The sequence below is a fragment of the Gilliamella bombi genome, from assembly GCF_900103255.1.
Taxonomy (GTDB): Bacteria; Pseudomonadota; Gammaproteobacteria; order Enterobacterales; family Orbaceae; genus Gilliamella; species Gilliamella bombi.
The window spans coordinates 1-597 of record NZ_FMWS01000129.1 but is presented as its reverse complement, the minus strand read 5'-3'; the positions used below and the strand labels follow the sequence as shown (position 1 = coordinate 597).

The 597-nt window shown below is 26.8% G+C and carries 1 protein-coding gene; it reads left to right on the top strand.

Annotation, left to right across the window (positions count from 1 at the left end):
• Positions 1-597 (top strand): hypothetical protein (locus tag B9N71_RS13210; RefSeq protein WP_167370133.1); only part of this gene is annotated, 597 nt, incomplete at both ends.

Genomic DNA, 597 nt, shown 5'->3' with positions numbered 1-597 from the left:
TTAGAAACAGACCCTGACGATAATTCATTATCGGATATTTATCAAATAACAATTAATGAAAATAATCAATATAGTAAAGTGATTAACATATGTAGAAATATTATAGAAATACTCTATCCAACAGAGCCTTTTGAGACACTTGAAGATGGTATCCATTTTTATATTTTAGATAAGGACAACCAATTGCAAAAAAAAGAAAATTTTGAAGCAGTGTTTAAAGAGCCCGGCTATATACGTATTGAAAAATTAGATGGAAAGGTGATCAGTATTCAAAAACGACCTACATATACGATTATCCATTTTAATTATGAATATTGGCCTAATCAAAATTTAAAGTATAATAAATTGGAGTATTATAATAATGAACATCAAATAATTTATTATGATGAAACTTTTTATGATGAAAATGAAAAAGCTATAGCGGGTAATAGCAAGAATCTGTTAACGCAACAAAATATACGCTATACCTACATAAACAAAGATGGCATATCAAGAGTTGATGAATATTTTGATAGCCAGGGTAATAAAACCAATCATGTGATTTATTATGATAATACTAATGCTGAAGATAAAATAGAAAATCAAATATTGGATCAT